Source organism: Oceanobacillus sp. FSL H7-0719 (genome assembly GCF_045040795.1).
Lineage (GTDB): Bacteria > Bacillota > Bacilli > Bacillales > Amphibacillaceae > Oceanobacillus.
On the sequence record NZ_CP150301.1, the window covers coordinates 3764884 to 3787399 of the forward strand.

14 protein-coding genes, 13 tRNA genes and 3 rRNA genes are annotated in these 22516 nt (G+C 42.1%); 26 read left to right on the forward strand and 4 right to left on the reverse strand.

What is annotated here, in order from left to right; all coding sequences use genetic code 11:
• Nucleotides 1-139: 139 nt before the first annotated feature.
• Entirely contained in the window at nt 140-1894 is a 1755-nt protein-coding gene (locus NST93_RS19105; RefSeq protein ID WP_405099838.1) for an ABC transporter ATP-binding protein, read from the forward strand.
• Nucleotides 1895-2079: 185 nt separating this feature from the next.
• On the opposite strand, the gene NST93_RS19110 is transcribed toward NST93_RS19105, so the two are convergent.
• On the reverse strand, nt 2080-3372 hold the full coding sequence (locus NST93_RS19110) for a glutamate-1-semialdehyde 2,1-aminomutase (protein WP_405099840.1): 1293 nt from the start codon (nt 3370-3372) through the stop codon (nt 2080-2082).
• A gap of 234 nt (nt 3373-3606) precedes the next feature.
• Between NST93_RS19110 and bcp the strand changes: the two genes are divergently transcribed.
• From bcp to perR, 3 genes are all read left to right on the forward strand, one after another.
• Nucleotides 3607-4077, forward strand: a complete 471-nt coding sequence (bcp, locus tag NST93_RS19115; RefSeq protein ID WP_405099842.1) for a thioredoxin-dependent thiol peroxidase — start codon at nt 3607-3609, stop codon at nt 4075-4077.
• Between the two features lie 47 nt (nt 4078-4124).
• Complete coding sequence (locus tag NST93_RS19120; RefSeq protein ID WP_405099844.1) at nt 4125-5072, forward strand: D-2-hydroxyacid dehydrogenase; 948 nt, start codon at nt 4125-4127, stop codon at nt 5070-5072.
• Between the two features lie 167 nt (nt 5073-5239).
• On the forward strand, nt 5240-5686 hold the full coding sequence (gene perR, locus NST93_RS19125; RefSeq protein WP_405099846.1) for a peroxide-responsive transcriptional repressor PerR: 447 nt from the start codon (nt 5240-5242) through the stop codon (nt 5684-5686).
• 647 nt (nt 5687-6333) lie between these two features.
• Here perR and NST93_RS19130 read toward each other — a convergent pair.
• Nucleotides 6334-6663, reverse strand: a complete 330-nt coding sequence (locus NST93_RS19130; protein WP_405099848.1) for a DUF3899 domain-containing protein — start codon at nt 6661-6663, stop codon at nt 6334-6336.
• 653 nt (nt 6664-7316) lie between these two features.
• Between NST93_RS19130 and NST93_RS19135 the strand changes: the two genes are divergently transcribed.
• From NST93_RS19135 to NST93_RS19160, 6 genes are all read left to right on the forward strand, one after another.
• Nucleotides 7317-9044, forward strand: a complete 1728-nt coding sequence (locus tag NST93_RS19135; protein ID WP_405099850.1) for a peptide ABC transporter substrate-binding protein — start codon at nt 7317-7319, stop codon at nt 9042-9044.
• A 132-nt stretch (nt 9045-9176) separates the two neighbouring features.
• Nucleotides 9177-10109, forward strand: a complete 933-nt coding sequence (opp3b, locus tag NST93_RS19140) for an oligopeptide ABC transporter permease (RefSeq protein ID WP_405099852.1) — start codon at nt 9177-9179, stop codon at nt 10107-10109.
• Nucleotides 10106-11125: an oligopeptide ABC transporter permease gene (gene opp3C / locus NST93_RS19145; protein WP_405099854.1), complete on the forward strand. Its 1020-nt coding sequence runs from the start codon at nt 10106-10108 to the stop codon at nt 11123-11125. Before opp3b ends, opp3C begins: the two co-directional genes overlap by 4 nt.
• Before the next feature lie 18 nt (nt 11126-11143).
• Nucleotides 11144-12202 carry an ABC transporter ATP-binding protein gene (locus NST93_RS19150; protein ID WP_405099856.1) on the forward strand — a complete coding sequence of 353 codons (1059 nt, stop codon included), beginning with the start codon at nt 11144-11146 and terminating at the stop codon, nt 12200-12202.
• Between the two features lies 1 nt (nt 12203).
• Nucleotides 12204-13148 (forward strand): ABC transporter ATP-binding protein, encoded by a 945-nt coding sequence (locus tag NST93_RS19155; RefSeq protein ID WP_405099858.1) that lies wholly within the window; start codon nt 12204-12206, stop codon nt 13146-13148.
• Nucleotides 13149-13433: 285 nt separating this feature from the next.
• On the forward strand, nt 13434-13499 hold the full coding sequence (locus tag NST93_RS19160) for a hypothetical protein (protein ID WP_405103969.1): 66 nt from the start codon (nt 13434-13436) through the stop codon (nt 13497-13499).
• Nucleotides 13500-14094: 595 nt separating this feature from the next.
• Here the strand turns inward: NST93_RS19160 and NST93_RS19165 are convergent.
• Nucleotides 14095-14469, reverse strand: a complete 375-nt coding sequence (locus NST93_RS19165) for a YgzB family protein (RefSeq protein ID WP_405099860.1) — start codon at nt 14467-14469, stop codon at nt 14095-14097.
• A 638-nt stretch (nt 14470-15107) separates the two neighbouring features.
• Between NST93_RS19165 and NST93_RS19170 the strand changes: the two genes are divergently transcribed.
• The 16 genes from NST93_RS19170 (at nt 15108) to NST93_RS19245 (ending at nt 21676) form a co-directional block, all read left to right on the forward strand.
• Nucleotides 15108-16673 (forward strand): 16S ribosomal RNA (locus NST93_RS19170).
• Between the two features lie 351 nt (nt 16674-17024).
• Nucleotides 17025-19945: ribosomal RNA gene (locus tag NST93_RS19175) — 23S ribosomal RNA — on the forward strand.
• Between the two features lie 153 nt (nt 19946-20098).
• Nucleotides 20099-20214: ribosomal RNA gene (rrf, locus tag NST93_RS19180) — 5S ribosomal RNA — on the forward strand.
• Together the 16S, 23S and 5S rRNA genes with 13 tRNA genes alongside form the textbook arrangement of a ribosomal RNA operon.
• Nucleotides 20215-20252: 38 nt before the next feature.
• A tRNA-Ser gene (locus NST93_RS19185) sits at nt 20253-20344 on the forward strand.
• A gap of 16 nt (nt 20345-20360) precedes the next feature.
• Nucleotides 20361-20435 (forward strand) — tRNA-Glu (locus NST93_RS19190).
• A gap of 69 nt (nt 20436-20504) precedes the next feature.
• Nucleotides 20505-20580: transfer RNA gene (locus NST93_RS19195), tRNA-Val, on the forward strand.
• 175 nt (nt 20581-20755) lie between these two features.
• Nucleotides 20756-20832, forward strand: a tRNA-Met gene (locus NST93_RS19200).
• A 1-nt stretch (nt 20833) separates the two neighbouring features.
• Nucleotides 20834-20910, forward strand: a tRNA-Asp gene (locus NST93_RS19205).
• 25 nt (nt 20911-20935) lie between these two features.
• Nucleotides 20936-21008, forward strand: a tRNA-Phe gene (locus tag NST93_RS19210).
• Between the two features lie 17 nt (nt 21009-21025).
• Nucleotides 21026-21110, forward strand: a tRNA-Tyr gene (locus tag NST93_RS19215).
• Between the two features lie 28 nt (nt 21111-21138).
• Nucleotides 21139-21212, forward strand: a tRNA-Trp gene (locus tag NST93_RS19220).
• 19 nt (nt 21213-21231) lie between these two features.
• Nucleotides 21232-21307, forward strand: a tRNA-His gene (locus NST93_RS19225).
• 23 nt (nt 21308-21330) lie between these two features.
• Nucleotides 21331-21405, forward strand: a tRNA-Gln gene (locus tag NST93_RS19230).
• 4 nt (nt 21406-21409) lie between these two features.
• Nucleotides 21410-21484: transfer RNA gene (locus tag NST93_RS19235), tRNA-Gly, on the forward strand.
• A gap of 15 nt (nt 21485-21499) precedes the next feature.
• Nucleotides 21500-21573, forward strand: a tRNA-Cys gene (locus NST93_RS19240).
• A 19-nt stretch (nt 21574-21592) separates the two neighbouring features.
• Nucleotides 21593-21676: transfer RNA gene (locus tag NST93_RS19245), tRNA-Leu, on the forward strand.
• Nucleotides 21677-21924: 248 nt separating this feature from the next.
• Here the strand turns inward: NST93_RS19245 and NST93_RS19250 are convergent.
• Nucleotides 21925-22155, reverse strand: coding sequence for a hypothetical protein (locus NST93_RS19250; RefSeq protein ID WP_405099862.1), 231 nt, complete (start codon nt 22153-22155; stop codon nt 21925-21927).
• Nucleotides 22156-22516: the final 361 nt, after the last annotated feature.

Consider the following 22516-nt stretch of genomic DNA (forward strand, 5'->3'; position numbering starts at 1 on the left):
GTTAATCATGTCCTTGCTGCGATAAGCAGCAAGGCATTTTATTTTACAATAGCACATAAAAGGTTAACAATAGGTAACGAAGAAGGCAGGATTTTAAACAACCTGCTGGCAGAGTATATAATAGAGGAAGATGGATGCAATGAGCAGTATAAAACAGTATTTGAATTTTGTTAAACCATATAAGTGGAAGATTTTTATAACCATTAGTATTGGGATTTTAAAATTTGGGATACCATTATTATTGCCGCTGATTTTAAAATATGTATTGGATGATATTATCGCGGTTGAAACGATGACGAATGATGAAAAAATAACGCAGCTTTTGTGGGTGATGGGAATTGCCTTTGTCATATTTTTTGTGCTGCGCCCGCCAATTGAGTACGCCCGACAATACTTAGCGCAATGGGTGGGGAATACGATTCTTTTTGATATTCGTGATAAATTGTTTTCCCATATCCAGCGCTTAAGCTTAAAGTATTATTCGAAAACTAAATCAGGTGAAATTATTTCCCGGGTAATTAATGATGTCGAACAAACGAAGGATTTTGTCATGACCGGCCTAATGAACATATGGCTGGATTTAATTACGATTCTAATTGCTCTTATTATTATGTTGACAATGGATATTCCGTTGACTCTTGTCGCAATTGCACTATTTCCTTTCTTTGGTTTCGCGATTAAATTCTTTTATAGTCGTTTAAGAAAACTTACTCGTGAACGATCACAGAAGCTGGCGGAAGTGCAAGGGCATTTACATGAGAGAATACAGGGCGTGCCTGTAACCCGCAGCTTTGCGTTAGAGGATTATGAGCAGGAACAATTTGAAGTCAGAAATAGAAGCTTCTTAAATAAAGCACTTGAACATACCGATTGGAATGCAAAGACTTTCGCTGTGACGAATACGATTACAGACCTTGCGCCATTACTGGTGATTGGTTTTGCAGCGTATCAGGTAATTAATGTAAATGTCACGATAGGAACAATGGTTGCTTTTGTCGGATTTATGGATCGTGTCTATAGTCCATTGCGCAGATTGGTTAACTCCTCGACGGTGCTTGTTCAATCTGTAGCTTCGATTGATCGTGTGTTTGAATTTCTAAATGAAAAATATGATATTACAGATAAACCTGATGCAGAAGAACTCAATCGTGTTGAAGGAACAGTAGAGTTTGAAAATGTCGCTTTTAAATATGACGAGAAAGAACTTCAAATCTTAAATGGAATTAATTTAAAAGTAGAAAAAGGTGAGACAGTTGCCTTTGTTGGGATGAGTGGTGGTGGTAAATCTACGCTGATAAGTTTGATACCTAGATTCTATGATGTAACTGGCGGAACAATCCGTGTAGATGGAATCGATATTCGCGATGTCAAAGCTCGTTCTTTAAGAAATAATATTGGAATGGTGCTGCAGGATAATATTTTATTTAGTGAGTCCATTGCAATGAATATTCGTATGGGAAATCCATATGCGACAGATGAAGAAGTGGTTGAAGCAGCAAAAGCGGCAAATGCGCATGATTTCATCATGAGTCTCCCTTATGGCTACAACACCCTAGTTGGAGAACGCGGTGTGAAACTATCTGGTGGTCAAAAACAGCGTGTTGCTATTGCGCGTGTTTTCCTGAAAAACCCGCCAATTCTTATCTTTGATGAAGCAACATCTGCACTTGATCTGGAAAGTGAACATTTGATTCAAGAAACAATGGAAAAACTGGCAGCAGAGCGTACGACCTTTATCGTCGCTCACCGTCTTGCTACGATAACCCATGCAGATACGATTGTTGTTATCGAAAATGGAGAAATCGTCGAAAAGGGCTCACATGAAGAATTAATGAAGAAACAGGGAAGCTACTATAATTTATATGAGATTCAAAATTTGGATAAAGAAGATTAAAAAAGAGGCGGGAATTGTCATTAATGACAATTCCCGCCTCTTTTAGTTCTCTGTTTCGCTCGCGGAAGTCCGCAATTCCTATTTCACGAAAAGCAAGAGGTATTCGAATGGCGGACATCTTAACGAAACAAATGCACTGTATATTTGATATTCGTATTAACTAATACATCTATTAAATACGGGTTCTATTTTGCCATTTCACCAAAGGCATAGTCTACTGCAGCTATGGTTTCTTCGATATCTGTTTCTGTATGCTCCGTTGTCAGGAACCATGCTTCATATTTGGAAGGTGCCAGATTGACGCCTTTTTCAAGAAGCAGTTTAAAGAACTTACCAAATGCTTCGCCATCTGTTGCTTCTGCTTCCGCATAATTTGTCACTTCATGTTTGCCGAAGAAAACAGTAAGTGCACCTTTCAAGCGGTTTAGCGTAATATCAATGCCATGTTTTTCAGCCTTTTCTAAAATACCAGCCTCAAGCTGTGCACCAAGGCGGTCAAGCTTATCATAAACACCTTCCTGCTGCAAGACTTCTAAGCAAGCAATTCCTGAAGCCATGGAAGCTGGGTTACCGGACATTGTGCCTGCCTGATATGCAGGTCCGAGTGGTGCCACCTGTTCCATAATATCTTTGCGTCCGCCATATGCGCCAATCGGCAGACCGCCTCCGATAATTTTACCCATTGCTGTCATATCTGGCTCGACACCGTAAACTTGCTGTGCACTTCCATATGTAAAACGGAATGCAGAAATGACTTCATCATAAATAACAAGTGCTCCAGCTGCGTGTGCCAAATCATTCACACCTTGGAGAAAACCTTCATGCGGCTCAACAATGCCGAAGTTCCCGACAATCGGTTCGACCATAACTGCAGCAATTTGATCGCCCCATTTTTCTAATGCCTTTTCTAATCCAGTTAAGTCATTAAATGGAACGGTAATTACGTCAGCTGCCGTTGTTGCTGGAACTCCCGCAGAATCTGGTGTACCTAAGGTTGATGGGCCGGAGCCTGCTTCAACAAGCACAGCATCAAAATGTCCATGGTAGCAGCCAGCAAATTTGATGATTTTATCGCGGCCAGTATAAGCTCGTGCAACACGAATCGTTGTCATGACTGCTTCTGTACCAGAATTATTAAAGCGAACCTTTTCTAATGAAGGTATTGCTTCTTTAAGCATTTTAGCAAATTTATTTTCCAGGCTTGTTGGTGCCCCGTAAAGTACACCATTCTCAGCAGCAGTCTGGATAGCCTTTGTAATATGCGGATGGGCATGTCCGGTAATGATTGGACCATAAGCTGCAAGATAGTCGATATATTTATTCCCGTCAACGTCCCAGAAATAAGCCCCTTTGCCGCGTTCCATATAAACGGGAGCACCGCCGCCAACTGCTTTATATGAACGTGAAGGTGAGTTAACCCCGCCGACAATATGTTCTAACGCTTCTTTATGCAGCGCTTCTGATTTCGAATGATTCATTTTATCTTCCTCCTTGAATATGCACGATATCATGCAATACAATTGTGCATGTCTTCTGCGATGTACTCGTATAATAGAGTAATGTGTTACATGCTTCCTTTTTAACTATATCAAAAAACAGCCTCACTGACAGTTGAGAGGTTATATATCATGATGTTTTCTATAAGCGTCGGCAAATGAATCAAGCAGATGTCTATGATATAGTGGAGATAATAGTTTGATGGAGGGATTGACATGACAATAGAAATTGGAAAAGAAGCAGCTGATTTTACATTGCCAAATCAAACAGGTAAAGAAATTAGCCTGAGTGATTATAGAGGGAAATATGTAATTTTATATTTTTATCCAAAGGATATGACACCAGGGTGCACGACACAGGCTTGTGATTTCCGTGATTACCATGAAAGTTTCGCAGAGCTTGATGCAGTTATTCTTGGAGTGAGCCCTGATCCAGCAGAAAGACATCAGAAGTTTATCGCCAAGCATGAATTGCCTTTCGAATTATTAGCTGACGAAGAGCATAAGGTTGCTGAAGCATTTGATGTTTGGAAGTTAAAGAAAAACTTTGGCAAGGAATATATGGGGATTGAGCGCTCCACTTTTATTCTTGATAAAGAAGGAAAGCTATTAAAGGAATTTCGGAAAGTGCGCGTCAAAGGGCATGTTGAAGCAGCACTGGAATATTTAAAAGAAGAAGCAAAGTAATCAACGAGGGGTTTAACATCAACTAAAAGCATAGAGGAGGAAGTATCATGATCGTATTTTCAGCAAATATTTCAACAAAGCACAGAGAGAAGCTGCAGGAAGAATTTCCTGAGCAGCATTTTGTTTTCTGTGACAGCCCGGAGGAAGCAAAGAAATATACAGATAAAGCGGAAGTATATGTAACCTATGGTAATGATGTAGACGAAAAGCTGATCAATCAAGCTAAACAATTAAAATGGGTTGCCTGTATATCTGCAGGGGTTGATGAATTCCCGCTGAAAAAGCTTGAGGAAGAAGGAATACGCTTAACAAACGTGCGCGGAATTCATAAGATTCAAATGGCTGAATATGCAATCACGATGCTGCTGCAAGTGTATCGTAATTCTAAAACACTGATAGAAAATGAAAAGCAGGCTGCTTGGGATAAAAGTGTTAGAGTTCAGGAAATTACCGGAAAGAGAATTCTTATTCTTGGCACAGGAGCTATTGGCGGAGAAACTGCCCGTTTGGCAAAGGCCTTTCGAATGAAAACAATCGGTATTTCCCGGAGCGGAAAAAATGTAGAGAATTTTGATGAAGTTTATCAGACATCGAAGCTGCTTGATGTTTTGCCTGAAGCAGATCTAATTGTTTCTGTTATTCCAAGCACACAGGAGACAAAACATCTATTTACATATGAACAGTTTGCTGCAATGAAGCCAACTGCAGTATTCCTCAATATGGGGCGGGGTGATCTTTTAAAAGAAGATGATCTGCTGCGTGCTATTCAAGAGAAAGAATTTGCACATGCTGTTCTCGATGTATTTGAACAAGAGCCTCTACCAGTAAATCATCCTTTCTGGCAAGAAGAAAATATAACCGTAACACCGCATATTTCCGGTTTATCTCCAGCGTATGTTGAACGGGCACTAAAGATTTTTGCAGAGAACCTTAAAGTGTATGAAAACGGAGAAAATGATTATCGAAATGTAGTTAATCTAAAGCATGGTTATTAATGAATTTATATATACTTGAGAAAACAGAGAGAGAAATGCACTATTTTACCTATAGTAAAGTTACTTATATTGACAGCGCGCTCTTAAAAAAGTAAACTAATTATAAAGATTATAATCTAATAATGTTATTTGAAAGCAATAATTTATTGAAAGCGAGGTTGTTGACGGTGTCTGAAAAGAAATTACGTGATGCGATAGATACATTAAAAGAGTCAGGCGTCCGTATTACCCCACAACGTCATGCGGTTCTAGAGTATCTTCTTAATGCTATGATTCACCCTACAGCAGATGAAATCTATAAAGCGCTGGAGGGGAAGTTTCCAAATATGAGTGTTGCAACAGTTTATAATAATTTACGTGTGCTGCGCGAGATTGGTCTTGTTCGAGAATTAACCTATGGTGATTCATCCAGCCGTTTTGATTGTAATACATCGGAAGAACATTATCATATTATCTGTGAGGAATGCGGAAAAATAGTTGACTTCCATTATCCTTCACTGGAAGAAGTAGAATCATTAGCTGAACAAGTGGCAGGTTTTGATATTAGTCACCATCGCTTAGAACTCTATGGTATCTGTAAAGAATGTAAAGATACTGCTGCACAGAAACATTAATTTAATTATTCCATTGAAAAGCCACTAGCAATTTTGCTAGTGGCTTATTTTTGTGTGCCCGGCATGGGTGTAATCTCTAGGGTGAAAGTCCAGAACCATGAAGGCAGAAGTAGTGGTTAGCCTAACGCAAGGGTGTCCGTGGCGACTCGGAATCTGAAGGAAGCGGACGGCAAACTTCCTGTGCATCATTAATTAATTCGAAAGTGACAGTTCCATATGCTGAGTGGAAGGGATACCCTTGCTTGAACAATAGTTTTCTATGCTCATTTGATGACAGAGATATAAGAATTTCAGTTAACTACCTATTTTAGGTAGAGGGGGCTCATCGATGAAAATACTTTTGAAGATGAAATTGATAAAAAATATAAAAAAGTAACTGCAAAAATTAGCCGGTACAGGACTATACGAGTTAAGAATATAACGCCATAATATGAAGAGGCGTCTGTCTACTGATGCAGTTAGACTTCAGCCCCCATTCGTCCAATTAATTGATAAAGGAGACGTTCCAAAAAAAAAGTGGACCTCCATAGATTTGACAACTAACCTATATCATTCTGCCAATCTCCTTAAAATTATTTTTGCATGAAATTTAATCTACAATGTCGAGTAAATGAGTGACTATTGCGCTGGAAGTGATTGTTCCAACTTTAATAAAAAGATAAAGCTAAAAACATAAGCAAAATGGTTACCGTCCCCGTTATGAGCGGCAGCTGGTAGTTTTGTGGAACAAGACGGGAAAGTGGTTGCCGGTCTTTTTCGGTCAATCGGCTGAAGATGTGTTGAAAACTATAAAAAACAATATCAAAGAAACGTCCCTTTATTACATAACCCGCCATAGAGAGGAGGATGAGCGTAATGCCAATAACAAAAGATACATTAATATAGGCTAAAAGATCTGCTTGTTTGTAAAAAAATAAAGCAAGCAGGAATATGAGTAATTGCGTTATACTGTTCCAAATCAAGATTTTTTTGAGCATGCAGGGTAACTTCCTTTATTAGAAAATGAATAAAAAGTTCTTGCTGATTTATGAATCTACTGGTATATTATACTATGAAAGCGCATTCAATCAAGAATTATGCTGAAAGGCAGCATAAAAACGATAATCAATTATAGCGACTAGCCGTGAAATAACGGGGATATTCATCTCCTCCAAGTCTTGAAGACCCTGAAGCAATAACAGCCCCAGAATGATAGATTTCTCTCTGGCGCTCTATTACTGACAGGCTACATATGTACTGTGAAAACCAAGTGAAAAAATGTACTAAGCCTTTTAGTTAATCAAAACAGCTCAAAAGAGTGGGGCAATACGGAATTAACACTCGATTGATATAGAAATTGGGGTAACAACTTGTCACATCCTTTTTAGTTATTTTGAGTGTGTGGTTACCTCATAAATAACCTATTTTTAAGGGGGTGGCAATTTTTTTTGTGTTAAAACGCTTAAAAATAACTGGAACACAAGTTATTACTAGGAAACATTCGACAATATCCACTACACAGGAGGGAGGGGATTATGAAATCTTTCCATTATGATGAAAAAAAACCTTTCAATTATTGAGAAAAGAATGTACAATTATGTAAATTGTAGTATAATATATCATTAAATATATAAAAAAGGGTGGTTTACGAATGAAAAAGTCAAAATATTATCTCTTTACTGTACTTGCCTTAATGCTGGTACTAGCACTTTCGGCTTGCAGCAGTTCTGATTCAGATTCTGGATCAGATGCAAATTCTGATGCAGGCTCAGATACAAGCAGTGAAGAAGGTACTGATGCTGCAGAAGATGGAGAAGCTTCAGGCGAACAGGTGTTTAACATGATTGAAACAGCTGAGATACCTACTGGTGACCCGTCACTTGCTACAGATGCGGCTAGCTTTATTGTATTTGGACAAACAATGGAAGGTCTTTATGTTTTAGATGAAAATGATACGCCTATCCCTGCGATTTCAGATGGTGAACCTGAAGTAAGTGATGATGGCAAGGTCTATACATTTAAATTACGGGAGGATGCTGAATGGTCTAACGGTGACCCTGTAACTGCCCATGACTTTGTGTATTCTTGGCAAAGAGCATTAAATCCTGATACTGGATCAGAGTATGCATACATGTTCTCTGGAATCATTGAAAATGCAACAGAAATCATGAATGGTGAAAAAGATCCTGAAGAATTACAAGCTGAAGCGAAAGATGATTACACGCTTGAAGTAACATTGGAACAACCTGTTGAATATTTGGATTCTCTATTGGCATTTGGAACTTACTTACCACTAAATGAAGCATTTGTTGAAGAGCAAGGAGACAGCTTCGGAACAAATAGTGAAACCATGTTAGCAAACGGACCATTTGTATTAACAGAGTGGGACGGAAGCGGCCTAACTTGGAAGTATGTGAGAAATGACCATTATTATGATAAAGAAAACGTAGCTTTAGACGAAGTAAATGTACAAGTTGCGAAAGAACCAAGTACTGCGGTTAATCTATTTGATACAGGTGAAGCGGATCGTACAGCTGCATTAAGCGCTGAATATGCACTTCAATACCAAAATGATGAGAATGCTTCTACATTTGAAGAAGGTAGCTCATGGTATTTGAAATTTAACCAGGAACGTGATGGTGAAGAAACACCATTAGCAAATGAAAATATCCGTAAAGCATTAGCGATGGCTTTTGACAAAGAAGCATTTACAGCAACAGTTTTAGCGAACGGTTCTGTACCAAGTGATGGATATGTGCCAAGAGGTTTGGCAAACAATCCTGAGAGTGGCGAAGATTTCCGTGAAGAAAGCGGAGACTTGATTGGATATGACGTAGAAAAAGCCCAAGAGTACTGGGAAAAAGGTTTAGAAGAATTAGGAGTGGAAGAACTTACACTTAATTATTTAAGTGATGATACAGAAAACGCGAAGAAAACAAGTGAATATTTCCAAAACCAGCTGCAAACAAATCTGGAAGGATTGACAATTGAGTTAAGAAACGTACCTTTTAAAGTGCGTTTACAAGAGACTACTAGCCAAGACTATGACATTGTTATGCATGGCTGGGGACCAGACTACTTAGATCCGATGACATTCCTTGATCTATATGTTACAGATGGAACAAACAACAATACTGGGTATTCCAATGAAAAATATGATCAATTAATTGATGATGCAAAAGTGAAGTATGCGAATGACCCTGAAAAGCGTTGGGAAGCAATGTTGGAAGCTGAAAAGCTATTGATTCAAGAAGATACAGTAGTTGCTCCAATCTATCAAAGAGGACGACTTGTTCTTATTAAACCAAATGTAAAAGGCTTTGAAGAACATTTATTTGGACCAGACTATTCACTTAAAAATGTATATATGGAAAACTAATTTTGCTATAGCTCTATAAAGTGAACAGCAACAAAAAGGAAAGAGAGTATTCCGTAAAAATACTCTCTTTTCCCATGTATACCCCTTTTTTATTAGAAAATTTTTATTTTTAGCACATAGGAGGAAATACCAATGGCGAAGTATCTCATAAAGCGTTTGATTTATTTGGTGATTACGCTATTTATTATAACTTCATTAACCTTCTTTTTAATGAAGTTCTTGCCTGGTAGCCCATTCCAAAATGAAGAAAAGCTCACGGAAGACCAGCGAGTAATTTTAGATGAGAAGTATGGGTTAGATCAGCCAATTCCTGTGCAATATGCCAATTATATGGTGAATATTGTGAAGGGTGATTTGGGTGTTTCGTTTCAGTTCGACAATCAGCCAGTAACAAAATTGTTAATGAACCGTGTAGGTCCATCGTTACAGCTTGGTTTCCAGGCGATGTTTATTGGAACCATTATTGGTATATTACTAGGCGCTTTAGGAGCTATGTTCCAGAATACTTGGATTGATTATGGGAGTACATTTTTAGCGGTATTGGGCAAATCGATACCATCTTTCGTATTTGCAGCACTATTGCAGTATGTCATCGGTGTTAAACTCGGATGGCTGCCTGTTGCTTCCTGGAACGGATTTGCATCGTCCATTATGCCGACCATTGCTTTGGCAATATTCCCTATTGCAACTGCGGCTCGTTTTATGAGAACAGAGCTGATCGAGGTTTTTGGTTCGGATTATATAACACTCGCAAAAGCAAAAGGAAACTCAAGAATGGAAGTGGCTTTCAAACATGCTATCCGTAACGGGTTAATTCCTCTTGTAACCGTGCTTGGTCCGATGGCTGTAGGCTTGATGACAGGATCAATGGTGGTAGAAAAGATATTTGCAATTCCAGGAATCGGGGAACAATTTGTAAAATCAATTATGACAAATGATTTTCCAATTATCATGGGGACGACCATCTTTTTCGCCTTCCTGTTGACAGTGATTATTTTAATCGTGGATATTTTATATGGAATTATTGATCCAAGGATTCGTTTGCAAGGAGGGGATAAATCATGATGAATGCTCCAGAGAAGATTGAAAAGCACCGATTTGATCCCGCGCCAACGGATCATTCTGATATTGAAAAGATTGAGAAACCACAGCTTTCATTCGCAAAAGATGCATGGCTTCGGGTCCGGAAAAATAAAGCGGCAATCGTTAGTGCAGTTCTATTTTTACTTGTTATCATAATGGCAATTATTGGACCGCATCTTTCAAAATTTGATCCTTATGCGCAAAATGTTACCCATGGGAATCTACCGCCTCGTGTACCTGTTTTAGAGGATATGGGGATATTTGATGGCAGCCAAAAAATCGGCGGTGTAGAAACAAATAAATATGAAGATATGAATATAGAAGAGTATTATTGGTTTGGAACGGACAGTTTGGGGCGCGATCTATTCTCACGTGTTTGGTTAGGAACAAGGGTATCGCTTTATATTGCGTTTTTAGCTGCGCTCATTGACATGGTAATTGGCGTTGCTTACGGATTAATTTCCGGTTTCAAAGGCGGCAGAGTTGATAATGTCATGCAACGTATCCTAGAGGTTATATCCGGTATCCCTAACTTAATTGTCGTAATATTAATGCTCTTAATCCTGAAACCAGGTATCATGTCGATTACTATCGCTCTGGTTATCACCGGTTGGGTAGGCATGGCCAGGGTTGTCAGGGGACAAGTGCTCAAATTAAGGAATCAGGAGTATATACTTGCCTCGAGGACACTTGGTGCAGGTAACTTTAGATTACTATTCAAACATTTATTACCCAATTTATCCGGGGTTATTATTATAAATACAATGTTCACAATTCCCAGTGCAATCTTTTTCGAGGCCTTTTTAAGCTTTATCGGTATCGGCTTACAGGCACCCGAAGCATCTCTGGGTACACTTATTGAGGATGGATATAAAACATTTCAATTCTTACCTCATTTAATGGTTATTCCGTGTATCGTGATTTGTATTATTTTGATTGCTAGTAATTTAATGGGAGATGGACTTCGTGACGCATTTGATCCTAAAATGCGTGATTAATAAATGAGGTGAAACGACTTGAAAAAAATATTGGAAGTAGAAGATCTACATATTTCTTTCCATACATTTGCAGGGGAAGTGCAGGCCATTCGAGGCGTGAACATTGACTTGTACGAGGGTGAAACACTTGCCATAGTAGGGGAGTCAGGCTCAGGTAAATCGGTAACAACGAAGTCGATTATGCGACTGTTGCCACCTGACAATTCGGAAATAAAACAGGGGAAAATTCTTTTTAAAGATACAGATATTGCGAAAGCAACGGAAAAACAGATGCAAAAAATTCGCGGAAAAGATATTTCGATGATCTTTCAGGATCCGATGACCTCGTTAAATCCAACGATGACAATTGGGAAGCAGATTATGGAACCACTTTTAAAGCATCAAAAACTTAGCAAAGACAAGGCAAGAGAAAGGGCGTTGCGGCTGCTTGAACTCGTAGGTATTCCAAAACCGGAAATCCGGATCAAACAATACCCGCACCAATTTTCAGGTGGAATGAGACAACGGGTTGTGATTGCGATTGCGCTTGCTTGTGCTCCGAAAGTATTAATTGCGGATGAACCAACTACAGCCTTGGATGTTACCATTCAGGCACAGATATTGGATTTAATGAAAGAATTGCAAAAGCAAATTGAAACATCGATCATTTTTATCACACATGATTTAGGTGTTGTTGCGAATATTGCTGACCGTGTAGCCGTCATGTATGGGGGAAAGATTGTAGAAGTCGGAACAGTGGACGAGATATTTTACAATCCACAACATCCTTATACATGGGGATTAATCAGCTCCATGCCTGGTTTAGATACAGGAGATGAGGAATTATATGTCATTCCAGGCACACCACCGGATTTGCTGCATCCGCCAAAGGGCGATGCGTTTGCACCAAGAAACCGATATGCCATGAAAATAGATCTTGAGGAAGAACCGCCAATGTTCCAGGTTTCGGATACCCATTTTGCCGCTACTTGGCTGCTTCATCCGGATGCACCTAAAGTAGAACCACCTGCGGCAGTCAAAGAAAGAATGGCTAAATACCAAGAGAAACAAGCGGCTTCTTTAAAGGGGGAACAGTGAAGTGGCTGAATTAGAAAAGTTATTGGAAGTTAAAAATCTCAAGCGACACTTTAACGTTGGCAAACCAAGTGAAGTTCGGGCTGTGGATGACATCACTTTTGATATATATAAAGGCGAAACATTAGGACTTGTTGGTGAATCCGGATGTGGTAAATCAACGACCGGAAGAACCATTATCCGTTTGTATGACGCGACAGGCGGTGAAGTGCTTTATCGAGGTGAAAGTGTCCACGGGAAAAAGTCAAATTCAGAACTGAAAAAGTTCAACCGTAATATGCAGATGATTTTTCAGGACCCCTATGCTTCGTTAAATCCAAGAATGAAGGTATCAGACCTGATTGCTGAGGGCATTGATATCCACCGTCTGGCGAAATCGCCAAAAGAGCGTCTGGAGAAAGTATATTCCCTGTTGGAAACGGTCGGTTTAAACCGTGAACATGCGAACCGCTTTCCACATGAGTTTTCCGGCGGACAAAGACAAAGGATAGGAATTGCAAGGGCATTAGCAGTCGAACCTGAATTTATCATCGCGGATGAGCCCATCTCGGCTTTGGATGTGTCGATTCAAGCCCAGGTAGTTAACTTACTGAAAAAACTGCAGAAGGAAAAAGGACTCACCTTTTTATTCATTGCGCACGATTTATCCATGGTGAAATATATTAGTGATCGAATCGGTGTCATGTATTTTGGTAAATTAGTCGAGCTTGCACCTGCTGAGGATATCTATCGCAATCCGATGCATCCATATACACAGTCCTTGCTTTCCGCGATCCCATTGCCGGATCCGGACTACGAACGTACGCGTAAACGTCAAGCATATGATTCTGCTTCCCATCATTACGCTGAAGGCGAAGAAGTAACCATGCGGGAGATTGCTCCAGGGCATTTTGTCAATTGTTCGGAAAAAGAATTTAAACAAATGCAGAAAGATTATAAAAGTAAATAAACAGCAGCGTGGAGTCCATTGGGTTCCACGCTGTTTTTGTCTGCCCTGCATGGGTGAAAGCCCCGATCTAGGAAGGCGGGAGTAGTGATTAACTTTACGCAATGTTGTCCGTGGTGACGCGGAATCTAAAGGAAGCGACAGGCAAACTTCCGGTCCGAGGAACCACGAACTTCATATAAGGCTGTGTATCACTGGATGAGTTTGTAAAACAAGATATAACAATGCTTTTGAATTAAATACAATTCAACGGTGGATTAATTCTATGGGAAATTCTATAAATCTAAAATGTACTCTGCCTTAAGACATATTAATAGAGCTTTAATTATGTGGGCAAGGAAAAAGTATAAGTAATTAATCGAAGGAAAGTTATGCCCAAAGGTGAATGAAAAGAAGTCAGCAGTTGACTGTCCGTGGAGGAGGAAACTTCTACGTTTCAGCATCACCTCATCACGAAAATCCAACTGCGTATAGCGAAACAGAGTCTTAAACGAATGAAAGCGAAAGTAAGGGAAAATTCTTCTAGAAAGATGCCTTACTCGATGGAATACTGGATTAAGAATAACGGGTTGGTGTGGTTATTTCGCGTCGGCAGATACTCGTCCTTCTTTGGAGACTTGAATGCTAGATACATCGGAGACTTCGCATATACATATGGAAAGAGTGGAAGAAGCCAAGGACAAAGATACAATACCTGGTGAAGTTGGAGGTGCCTTACTGGCAAGCTTATGAGTGTGCAAACAGTCGAAAGGGCTATTAGCGAATCGCAAATAGCTCAATACTATACAGAACCCTCGGCAACTCTTAGTAGAGAATCCAAGGGCTGAGGAGTCTATACGACCGTTATGAATTCTTGCGTTATCAATCTTAGTTGGACCGCCGTATACGGAAGCGTACGTACGGTGGTGTGAGAGAAGAGAGGCTAGTCACCTCTTCCTACTCGATTTATTTACTTATTATCTTTCTTTTTCGCATAGCTGCGTTTATTGTATTTTTCGTCGAACTCTTCACCCTCAAGATTTTTGTCTAATGTGAGGGGCTGTTTACAGTGCATACAAGCATCTACACGACCGAGCATTTTTGTCGGCTTCTCACAGTTGGGACAGACGATTGGGACCGCCCGAAGTGATAATGTTCCAATCCATAGATAAACAATTAAACTTAAGAAAATCATTAACAATCCTAATATGAAGAAAATAACCATCAGCCATTCTGTCTTTTTAAGTAAAAGTCCGACATACATAAGAAGTATTCCACCGAAAATCAGAATTAAAGCAAATGAACGTATTTTATTTATTTTACTAGAGTAGACCAATTGTGCCATGTTCTTTCAAATTCCTCCCTTAGTATTCCATTGTAGTATAGCATATTTTTATAAAAAGATAATGAATAAACCCGGACTTTCTGTAAACGTGTTTAATAGAAATAAATGTAGAATAGAGGTTTTTATTAAAGTTGCTGGCATTGAAATTTATGGTAAGGATATGAGCTATAGACAAAAAACAATTGAATAGGGTTTTGATGAGCAAAAGAGAAAAAGAAATTTTTTTGATATTATATAGAAGGAATAGAAAAAGACATTCCCGATAAATTAAATGATAATTTAAACTTGTTTTTTTGTGTTGACTTAATTATTATCTCGTGATAAATTTAATAGCGTCGTCAAAACGAATCCGAAACGGAAAAGATTTAACGACAAATAATTTTAAATTATAGTTGACACGATGAACCGATACGTGTTATATTATAAAAGTCGCCGCTCGAAAGCGGTTGAGAAAAATTGCTCTTTGAAAACTGAACAAAACAACCAGTATGTCAAGCGGAATCGCATTTATGCGATAAAGCGAAAGTTATAATGGGAAACCCCGTTTTCTATTATAACAACTCGGAAGATGAAATCTTACGAGTATAAACAGCTAAGATACTTTATAGAAGTAACGGTGTTATTTCTATTCAAACACTTTAATGGAGAGTTTGATCTTGGCTCAGGACGAACGCTGGCGGCGTGCCTAATACATGCAAGTCGAGCGCGTGAAACTTTTCAGATCTCTTCGGAGTGACGAATTGTGGATCGAGCGGCGGACGGGTGAGTAACACGTGGGCAACCTGCCTGTAAGATCGGGATAACTTGCGGAAACGTGAGCTAATACCGGATAATGTCTTTTACCTCCTGGTAAAAGAATGAAAGACGGTTTTGCTGTCACTTACAGATGGGCCCGCGGCGCATTAGCTAGTTGGTGGGGTAATGGCCTACCAAGGCGACGATGCGTAGCCGACCTGAGAGGGTGATCGGCCACACTGGGACTGAGACACGGCCCAGACTCCTACGGGAGGCAGCAGTAGGGAATCTTCCGCAATGGACGAAAGTCTGACGGAGCAACGCCGCGTGAGTGATGAAGGTTTTCGGATCGTAAAACTCTGTTGTTAGGGAAGAACAAGTACGAGAGTAACTGCTCGTACCTTGACGGTACCTAACCAGAAAGCCACGGCTAACTACGTGCCAGCAGCCGCGGTAATACGTAGGTGGCAAGCGTTGTCCGGAATTATTGGGCGTAAAGCGCTCGCAGGCGGTCTTTTAAGTCTGATGTGAAATCTTACGGCTCAACCGTAAGCGGTCATTGGAAACTGGAGGACTTGAGTACAGAAGAGGAGAGTGGAATTCCACGTGTAGCGGTGAAATGCGTAGAGATGTGGAGGAACACCAGTGGCGAAGGCGACTCTCTGGTCTGTAACTGACGCTGAGGAGCGAAAGCGTGGGGAGCAAACAGGATTAGATACCCTGGTAGTCCACGCCGTAAACGATGAGTGCTAGGTGTTAGGGGGTTTCCGCCCCTTAGTGCTGAAGTTAACGCATTAAGCACTCCGCCTGGGGAGTACGGCCGCAAGGCTGAAACTCAAAAGAATTGACGGGGACCCGCACAAGCGGTGGAGCATGTGGTTTAATTCGAAGCAACGCGAAGAACCTTACCAGGTCTTGACATCCCACTGGCCGCTATGGAGACATAGCTTTCCCTTCGGGGACAGTGGTGACAGGTGGTGCATGGTTGTCGTCAGCTCGTGTCGTGAGATGTTGGGTTAAGTCCCGCAACGAGCGCAACCCTTGATCTTAGTTGCCAGCATTTAGTTGGGCACTCTAAGGTGACTGCCGGTGACAAACCGGAGGAAGGTGGGGATGACGTCAAATCATCATGCCCCTTATGACCTGGGCTACACACGTGCTACAATGGATGGAACAAAGGGGAGCAAAACCGCGAGGTCAAGCAAATCCCATAAAACCATTCTCAGTTCGGATTGCAGGCTGCAACTCGCCTGCATGAAGCCGGAATCGCTAGTAATCGTGGATCAGCATGCCACGGTGAATACGTTCCCGGGTCTTGTACACACCGCCCGTCACACCACGAGAGTCGGTAACACCCGAAGTCGGTGAGGTAACCTTTATGGAGCCAGCCGCCGAAGGTGGGACCAATGATTGGGGTGAAGTCGTAACAAGGTAGCCGTATCGGAAGGTGCGGCTGGATCACCTCCTTTCTAAGGAATAATAGAAAGCGCAGGCGACCGTTAAGAAACGTACAAACTGGAGCACTTTGTAATGAGATAAAGGAAACACAGCGACTGTAAGGAGCTGATGTTGACTTATCGATTGGAAAAGTGTGAAGTTTGATAGTTTCTGGTCGCCGGAGCTAGACTATAACGGAACATCTAACTTTGTTAGATGAAACATACTGTGTTGTTTGGTTCAGTTTTGAGAGAGCAAATCTCTCGATTTGTACCTTGAAAACTAAATAAGAGTAACAACGACATCATTTTATTAATAAATGTAAGACCAGGTTTATTTGATAAACCTAAAAGGCAAAATTAAAGCTTTATTTACTGTAACTTAGTTAAGTGAATAAGGGCGCACGGTGGATGCCTTGGTACTAGGAGCCGAAGAAGGACGGGACTAACACCGATATGCCTCGGGGAGTTGTAAGTAAACGCTATATCCGAGGATTTCCGAATGGGGAAACCCACTGTTCGTAATGGAACAGTACGTATATCTGAATTCATAGGGTATACGAGGCAGACCTAGGGAACTGAAACATCTCAGTACCTAGAGGAAGAGAAAGAAAATTCGATTTCCCAAGTAGCGGCGAGCGAAACGGAAAGAGCCCAAACCAGTAAGCTTGCTTACTGGGGTTGTAGGACACTCCATACGGAGTTACAAAGAAATTCTTTAGACGAATCGACCTGGAAAGGTCAGCCGCAGAAGGTAACAGCCCTGTAATCGAAAAAGAGTTTCCTCCGGAGTGTATCCTGAGTACGGCGGAACACGAGAAATTCCGTCGGAATCCGGGAGGACCATCTCCCAAGGCTAAATACTACCTAGTGACCGATAGTGAACCAGTACCGTGAGGGAAAGGTGAAAAGCACCCCGGGAGGGGAGTGAAATAGAACCTGAAACCGTGTGCCTACAAGTAGTCGAAGCCCGTTAATGGGTGACGGCGTACCTTTTGTAGAATGGACCGGCGAGTTACGATTACATGCAAGGTTAAGTGGAAGACACGGAGCCGCAGCGAAAGCGAGTCTGAATAGGGCGTTTATAGTATGTGGTCGTAGACCCGAAACCGTGTGATCTACCCATGTCCAGGGTGAAGGTCAGGTAACACTGACTGGAGGCCCGAACCCACGTATGTTGAAAAATGCGGGGATGAGGTGTGGGTAGGGGTGAAATGCCAATCGAACACGGAGATAGCTGGTTCTCTCCGAAATAGCTTTAGGGCTAGCCTCAAAAAAAGAGTACTGGAGGTAGAGCACTGATTGAACTAGGGGCCCTCACCGGGTTACCGAATTCAGTCAAACTCCGAATGCCAGATACTTATTTTTGGGAGTCAGACTATGGGTGATAAGGTTCATAGTCGAGAGGGAAACAGCCCAGACCGCCAGCTAAGGTCCCAAAGTATACGTTAAGTGGAAAAGGATGTGGAGTTGCCCAGACAACCAGGATGTTGGCTTAGAAGCAGCCACCATTTAAAGAGTGCGTAATAGCTCACTGGTCGAGTGACTCTGCGCCGAAAATGTACCGGGGCTAAACGTATCACCGAAGCTGCGGATTGTTCTTACGAACAATGGTAGGAGAGCGTTCTAAGTGCTGTGAAGTCAGACCGTGAGGACTGGTGGAGCGCTTAGAAGTGAGAATGCCGGTATGAGTAGCGAAAAAAGAGTGAGAATCTCTTTCACCGAATGCCTAAGGTTTCCTGAGGAAGGCTCGTCCACTCAGGGTTAGTCGGGACCTAAGCCGAGGCCGAAAGGCGTAGGCGATGGATAACAGGTTGATATTCCTGTACCACCTCATGATTGTTTGAGCAATGGGGGGACGCAGAAGGATAAGGAATGCGCACGGATGGAAGTGTGCGCCCAAGCAGTGAGAAAGTCAGATAGGCAAATCCGTCTGGCAATTTCAAGCTGTGATGGGGAGGGAAATTTAGTACCGAAGTTCCTGATTTCACACTGCCAAGAAAAGCCTCTAGTTAGATCATAGGTGCCCGTACCGCAAACCGACACAGGTAGGCGAGGAGAGAATCCTAAGGTGAGCGGGAGAACTCTCGTTAAGGAACTCGGCAAAATGACCCCGTAACTTCGGGAGAAGGGGTGCTCCTTTAAGGAGGAGCCGCAGTGAATAGGCCCAAGCGACTGTTTAGCAAAAACACAGGTCTCTGCGAAGCCGAAAGGCGAAGTATAGGGGCTGACACCTGCCCGGTGCTGGAAGGTTAAGGGAAAGAGTTAGGGTTTTACCCGAAGCTTAGAACCGAAGCCCCAGTAAACGGCGGCCGTAACTATAACGGTCCTAAGGTAGCGAAATTCCTTGTCGGGTAAGTTCCGACCCGCACGAAAGGTGCAACGACTTGGGCACTGTCTCAACGAGAGACCCGGTGAAATTATACGATGTGTGAAGATGCACATTACCCGCGACAGGACGGAAAGACCCCGTGGAGCTTTACTGTAGCCTGATATTGACTGTTTGTGCAGCTTGTACAGGATAGGTGGGAGCCTTAGAAGCGAGAGCGCTAGCTTTCGTGGAGGCACCCGTGGGATACCACCCTAGCTGTATGAACATTCTAACCCAGGACCGTGATCCGGTTCGGAGACAGTGTCAGGCGGGCAGTTTGACTGGGGCGGTCGCCTCCTAAAAGGTAACGGAGGCGCCCAAAGGTTCCCTCAGAATGGTTGGAAATCATTCGTAGAGTGTAAAGGCAGAAGGGAGCTTGACTGCGAGACTTACAAGTCGAGCAGGGACGAAAGTCGGGCTTAGTGATCCGGTGGTTCCGCATGGAAGGGCCATCGCTCAACGGATAAAAGCTACCCCGGGGATAACAGGCTTATCTCCCCCAAGAGTTCACATCGACGGGGAGGTTTGGCACCTCGATGTCGGCTCATCGCATCCTGGGGCTGTAGTCGGTCCCAAGGGTTGGGCTGTTCGCCCATTAAAGCGGTACGCGAGCTGGGTTCAGAACGTCGTGAGACAGTTCGGTCCCTATCCGTCGTGGGCGTTGGAAGTTTGAGAGGAGCTGTCCTTAGTACGAGAGGACCGGGATGGACACACCGCTGGTGTACCAGTTGTTCCGCCAGGAGCATAGCTGGGTAGCTACGTGTGGAAAGGATAAGTGCTGAAAGCATCTAAGCATGAAGCCCCCCTCAAGATGAGACTTCCCATCACTTCGAGTGAGTAAGATCCCTCAGAGACGATGAGGTTGATAGGTTCGGGGTAGAAGCATGGTGACATGTGAAGCTGACGAATACTAATCGATCGAGGACTTAACTAAATTCTTTTGATGTATGTTGTTTACTCTTATTTAGTTTTTGAGGTATAAATCATATATAAAAGCTGAATTTAATGCTTGATTTTTTCTGTGAATTAGTTATAATAGAGATTGTCACGAAAAAAATACATATGATTTACTTCTAATTAATAAATGTCTGGTAGTGATGGCGGAAAGGTCACACCTGTTCCCATACCGAACACAGCAGTTAAGCTTTCCAGCGCCGATGGTAGTTGAGACTTTGTCTCTGCGAGAGTAGGACGCCGCCAGGCAGAATGATTTTACTTTAATATAAGTAATAAAGCTCTAAGGAGAGCTGTCCGAGTGGCCGAAGGAGCACGATTGGAAATCGTGTAGGCCGTTTACGCGGCCTCGAGGGTTCAAATCCCTCGCTCTCCGCCATTATAACTTACTTAATGGCCCGTTGGTCAAGCGGTTAAGACACCGCCCTTTCACGGCGGTAACACGGGTTCGAATCCCGTACGGGTCACCAATTTTAATGAATATATGTTAAGCACGCAATAAACTGTTGCATTAAGTGCACTAGCATAACCTAATTGTTGGAGGATTAGCTCAGCTGGGAGAGCACCTGCCTTACAAGCAGGGGGTCGCAGGTTCGAGCCCTGCATCCTCCACCATCAACTTAATATGTAAGATTATTATTATCGCGGGGTGGAGCAAAGCCGAATACTTCTTTGAGAAGCATCTTGAATAGGCTTTGTGAGGAGTGCAAGCTTCTCTGGATACTCCCAAGACACGACGAACAGTCTTTTTATTATTATGCATGAATTAAAATTGCATATTTCTTATTATCGCGGGGTGGAGCAGTCTGGTAGCTCGTTGGGCTCATAACCCAGAGGTCGCAGGTTCAAATCCTGTCCCCGCAACCAAGGTCCGGTAGTTCAGTTGGTTAGAATGCCTGCCTGTCACGCAGGAGGTCGCGGGTTCGAGTCCCGTCCGGACCGCCACTATTTTAAAGTGAATATATTCTATGGCTCGGTAGCTCAGTCGGTAGAGCAACGGACTGAAAATCCGTGTGTCGGCGGTTCGATTCCGTCCCGAGCCACTTTCAATTATTACGTTGGAGGGGTAGCGAAGTGGCTAAACGCGGCGGACTGTAAATCCGCTCCCTCAGGGTTCGGCAGTTCGAATCTGCCCCCCTCCACCATTTTTTGTTTTATAAGTTAATACTTAGTAGGGGTATAGTTTAATGGTAAAACGAAGGTCTCCAAAACCTTTGATGTGGGTTCGATTCCTACTACCCCTGCCATTTATATTATTAGATGATGGCGGTCGTGGCGAAGTGGTTAACGCACCGGATTGTGGCTCCGGCACTCGTGGGTTCAACCCCCACCGGTCGCCCCATTTTTTCTAATTTGATTATTTATTGGGCTATAGCCAAGCGGTAAGGCATCGGGTTTTGATCCCGTGTAGCCTAGGTTCGAATCCTAGTAGCCCAGCCATTTCGCGGAAGTAGTTCAGTGGTAGAACACCACCTTGCCAAGGTGGGGGTCGCGGGTTCGAATCCCGTCTTCCGCTCCATTTTTTTATAATGGTGGCGGTATAGCCAAGTGGTAAGGCAGAGGTCTGCAAAACCTCTATCACCGGTTCAAATCCGGTTACCGCCTCCAAACTTTTGATTTTTTCTCTGCCGGTGTGGCGGAATAGGCAGACGCGTGGGACTCAAAATCCCATTCCTTCACGGGAGTGTCGGTTCGACCCCGACCACCGGTATCGAAAAGTACTATAAACGTTAGTATAGCGGCGTTTTAGCGGTTAATTCAATCGTTAAAACGCCGTTTTTTTGTGTCTGTTTTCCGATTTATATTTCAATAGCTTTACTATACATTTATGGGCTTCTAATTGGAAAGCTACTATTTTCGAAAGGAGAGTTTCGTTTGATATATAGTATTAGATATCAAAGTTTAAACCCTTCAAGAAATGTCAGGTTATCTAATGGTAGATTCAAGCGTTTTAATTGTTTAATGACTATCTCTTGTTTTACATTTCCTTTTTCTTGAAATGCTTTTGGATAGCTTTCTGGATGACCGACTATTGCACCTTTTTTCAATCCGCTGTTTTCGATATAATTGAAAAGCGGCTTCTTTCATTTCATCAGGTGTGACAATATATCCTAAATCTACATCATGATCTTCACTGTACCCATATTGAATAAGAGGGAGCATAAGTATTCTCTTCGTATGGTGTTTCATCTTCTACCCCATCGTATCCGCAAACTGGACAAGTATAAGTTTTCATTTAGATTCAGCTCCTTATTGAGTATTATAATGTATTCCAGCTTTTTTCCTTCCAGTTGTTTGATATGAGATATGAAAAAACAACAAATGTAAGCATTAAAAGCAAGCGGGCTTGCGGATGTGGAAGCAATAAATGAAGCCTATATGGAACGTATACTAATGAGAAGTGCTGGGGAAACCGGATGAAAAGCCGGACCTGCAATATTCTTGGTCAGTAACGATGCTATTTATGTGAACGGCGCAAATTTAATTGTTAATGGTGCTTGGGCAGTAACTGGATATCCAGTCTTAAGTAAATTTATGTAAAAGATTATTA